Genomic DNA, 3,764 nt, shown 5'->3' on the forward strand with positions numbered 1-3,764 from the left:
CGCCGGGAGAGGCCTGTCCGTACTCCTGTGCGAGCAGGACGACCTTGCCGCGCATACCTCCAGCGCCAGCACCAAGCTGATCCACGGCGGCCTGCGCTACCTGGAGCAGTTCGAATTCGCGCTGGTGGGCAAGGCGCTGGCCGAGCGCGAAGTACTGCTGCGCGCCGCACCGCACATCATCTGGCCGCTGCGGTTCGTGCTGCCGCACCAGCCCCACCTGCGTCCGGCCTGGATGATCCGGCTGGGCCTGTTCCTCTACGACCACCTGGGCCGTGGCCGCCGTACCTTGCCCGGCTCCCGGCGCATCCGTTTCGCCAAACACGTGGCTGGCCAGCCGCTGCGCGAGGAGTTCCATACCGGGTTCGTCTATTCCGACGCCTGGGTGCAGGACGCGCGCATGGTGGTGCTCAATGCCATGGACGCGGCCTACCGGGGAGCGGAGATCCTTACCCACACACGCTGTGTCGCGGCAGTGCGCGAAGGGGAATGGTGGCGCGTGGAGCTGGAATCGGCGCAAGGCCACCGGACCATACATGCGCGCAGCCTGGTCAACGCCACCGGACCCTGGGCGGCAACGTTTCTGGGCGAGGTGGCCGATGTCCGCCACGACCACGCGCTGCGCCTGGTCAAGGGCAGCCACATCGTGGTGCCCAAGCTCTTCGATCATCGCTATGCGTATATTTTCCAGCAGCCGGACCGTCGCATCGTGTTCGCCATCCCCTATGAGCGTGAGTTCACCCTGATCGGCACCACCGACGTGGAATACCACGGCGATCCGTCCCAGCCGCGCATCGACGCTGACGAAACCACCTACCTGTGCGAGGCGGCGAACCGTTATTTCCGCAAGGAGCTGGCACCGTCCGACGTGGTCTGGAGCTATAGCGGCGTGCGTCCATTGCTTGACGACGAAAACACCAGCGCATCGGAAGTCACCCGCGACTACCTGCTCGAAGTCGACGCCGATGGGCCGCCCTTGCTCAATGTCTTCGGCGGCAAGATCACCACCTTCCGCAAGTTGGCCGAGGAAGCTGTCGACCAGCTCGCCCCGTTGCTGGGATCGTCCGTGGGGCCGTGGACGTCCACCGGCCGCCACCTGCCCGGCGGCGGCGAGCCCGACATCGAAGAACTGCTGGTCGATGTCCGTGCCGACCGCCCCTGGCTGAACGACGCCATGGCTGATCGCCTGGTGCGTACCTACGGTACGCGCTGCCGCGATTTCCTCGGCGCCGCCGCGTCGCTGGCGGACCTGGGCGAGCATTTCGGTGGCGACCTCTACGCCGCCGAGGTCGATTACCTGGTGCGCCACGAGTGGGCACGGCACGCCGAGGACATCCTCTGGCGCCGGACCAAGACCGGCCTGCACGTGGACGCGGCCGGTGCCGCGCGGCTTGACGCGTATATAAGCACGCGACTGGCGGCGAACCGTTGACAAGGGAACGTCCGCGGCCACCCGGCCGTCGGCTCAACAGCAAAGGAGTAACCCGATGTCGGTGTACCTGAGTGAATTCCTCGGCACGATGATGATGATCCTGCTTGGCGACGGCGTGGTCGCCGGCGTGCTGCTGAAAGGATCCAAGGCCGAGGGTGCCGGCTGGATCACCATCACGCTGGCCTGGGGGCTGGCCGTGCTGATCGGCATCTACGTCGCCGCGGCCAGCGGCGCGCACATGAACCCGGCGATCACCCTGGCGCTGGCCTCGCTGGGCAAGCTGGCCTGGGGGCTGGTGCCTGGCTATATCGCCGCGCAGATGGCCGGTGCCTTCACCGGTGCGGTACTGGTGTACCTGCACTACTTCGCGCTGTGGCCCGGCACCGACGATCCGGCGAAGAAGCTTGGCGTGTTCTGCACGGCGCCTGCGGTGCGGCATCTTCCCTCCAACCTGTTGACGGAAATCATCGGCACCTTCGTGCTGGTGTACGGCGTGCTGGCGATCGGCGCCAACCGCATGACCGAGGGCCTGGCGCCGCTGGCGATCGCCTTGCTGGTGGTGGTGATCGGCATGTGCCTGGGCGGCCCCACCGGCTACGCGATCAACCCGGCGCGCGACTTCGCGCCACGCCTGGCCCATGCGCTGCTGCCGATCCCCGGCAAGGGCGGTTCGGACTGGGGGTACGCTTTCGTGCCCATCGTTGGGCCGGTCATCGGCGCCCTGGGCGCCGCCTTCTTCTATCACGCCGTCGCCGGCTGATTTCCCGGAGTCCCCATGAGCGAGAAAAAAGGTTACATCCTGGCCATCGACCAGGGCACCACCAGCTCACGCGCGATCCTCTTCGATCATGCCGGAAGCATCGCCGGCACGGCGCAGCGCGAGTTCACGCAGATCTTCCCCCAGCCCGGCTGGGTCGAGCACAACCCGCGCGAGATCCTCACCAGCGTGCTGGTGACGCTCACCGAAGTGATCAACAACGCCGGCATCAAGCCGTCGGACATCGACAGCATCGGCATCACCAACCAGCGCGAGACGGCGGTGGTGTGGGACAAGGCGAGCGGCCAGCCGGTGTACAACGCGATCGTCTGGCAGTCGCGGCAGACCAGCGGCATCTGCGACCAGTTGAAGGCCGACGGCTTCGACGATGTGGTGCGGGCGAAGACGGGTTTGCTGATCGATGCCTATTTTTCCGGCACCAAGGTCAAGTGGATCCTCGACCGCGTCGAAGGTGCGCGGGAAAAAGCCGCCAAGGGGGAATTGCTGTTCGGCACCATCGACACCTGGCTGATCTGGAATCTCACCGGAGGCAAGGCGCATGTCACCGACTACACCAATGCCTCGCGCACCCTGATGTATGACATCCATGCCTGCCAGTGGGACGATGAACTGCTCACCATGCTCGACGTGCCGCGCGCCATGCTGCCGGAGGTCCGTTCGTCCAGCGAGGTCTACGGCAAGACGCTGCCGCAATTCCTGCTCGGTCGCGAGGTGCCCATCGCAGGCATCGCCGGCGACCAGCAGGCGGCCCTGTTCGGCCAGGCCTGTTTCGAACCGGGGCTTGCCAAGAACACCTACGGCACCGGCTGTTTCATGCTGATGAATACCGGCACGAAGGCGGTAACGTCCAGGCATGGCCTGCTGACCACCATCGCCTGGGGTATCGACGGCAAGGTGGAGTACGCGCTGGAAGGCAGCATCTTCGTTGCCGGATCGGTGATCCAGTGGTTGCGCGATGGCCTGCGCATGTTCGGCAAGGCCAGCGATTCCCAGGCCTACGCCGAACGCGCCCACGACACCGACGGGGTGTACTTCGTGCCGGCCTTCGTCGGACTGGGCGCGCCTTACTGGCGAAGCGATGTCCGCGGCGCGATCTTCGGCCTGTCCCGCGGCACCACCAAGGAACAATTCATTCGCGCGGCGCTGGAGTCCATGGCCTTCCAGACCCGTGACGTGCTTGAAGCCATGGAAGCGGACGCCGGCATCAAGGTAAAGGAACTCCGGGCCGACGGCGGGGCCATTGCCAACGACTTCATGGCGCAGTTCCAGAGCGACATCCTGGCGATCGACGTCCTTCGCCCGAAAGTGCAGGAGACCACGGCCCTGGGCGCGGCGTACCTTGCCGGGCTCGCCACCGGCTTCTGGGCAAGCCGGGACGAAATCGCCAGCCAATGGGCGGTGGACCGCAGGTTCGAGCCGGCGATGACCGACGACCGGCGTCAGGCGCTGTACGCCGGCTGGAAGCAGGCGGTGCAGGCCACCCTCGGCTTCCGCGTGACCTAGCCCGATCGCCATGGCCGAAGGCTCCCACCCCGGGCCATCGGAAGCCGAGGGTGG

General features: G+C 66.4%; 3 protein-coding genes. All 3 read left to right on the forward strand.

Translation table 11 applies throughout. The features are described 5' to 3' along the window. Nucleotides 1–1,429: glycerol-3-phosphate dehydrogenase (gene glpD, locus VK519_RS14740; RefSeq protein WP_324350983.1), on the forward strand; the 1,429-nt coding region annotated here is incomplete at its 5' end. Between the two features lie 55 nt (nucleotides 1,430–1,484). Continuing rightward, nucleotides 1,485–2,189 (forward strand): MIP/aquaporin family protein, encoded by a 705-nt coding sequence (locus tag VK519_RS14745; RefSeq protein WP_324350985.1) that lies wholly within the window; start codon nucleotides 1,485–1,487, stop codon nucleotides 2,187–2,189. A 15-nt stretch (nucleotides 2,190–2,204) separates the two neighbouring features. Beyond that, nucleotides 2,205–3,710: a glycerol kinase GlpK gene (gene glpK, locus VK519_RS14750; RefSeq protein WP_324350986.1), complete on the forward strand. Its 1,506-nt coding sequence runs from the start codon at nucleotides 2,205–2,207 to the stop codon at nucleotides 3,708–3,710. The last annotated feature ends 54 nt before the right edge of the window (nucleotides 3,711–3,764 follow it).

It is taken from the genome of Pinirhizobacter sp., assembly GCF_035317885.1.
In the GTDB taxonomy this organism is placed as follows: Bacteria; Pseudomonadota; Gammaproteobacteria; order Xanthomonadales; family Rhodanobacteraceae; genus Pinirhizobacter.

What these genes read in the sequence shown, in the direction of transcription:
- VK519_RS14745 (WP_324350985.1), top strand. Translation starts at nt 1,485, where the DNA reads ATGTCGGTGTACCTGAGTGAATTCCTCGGCACGATGATGATGATCCTG.
- glpK (WP_324350986.1), top strand. Translation starts at nt 2,205, where the DNA reads ATGAGCGAGAAAAAAGGTTACATCCTGGCCATCGACCAGGGCACCACC.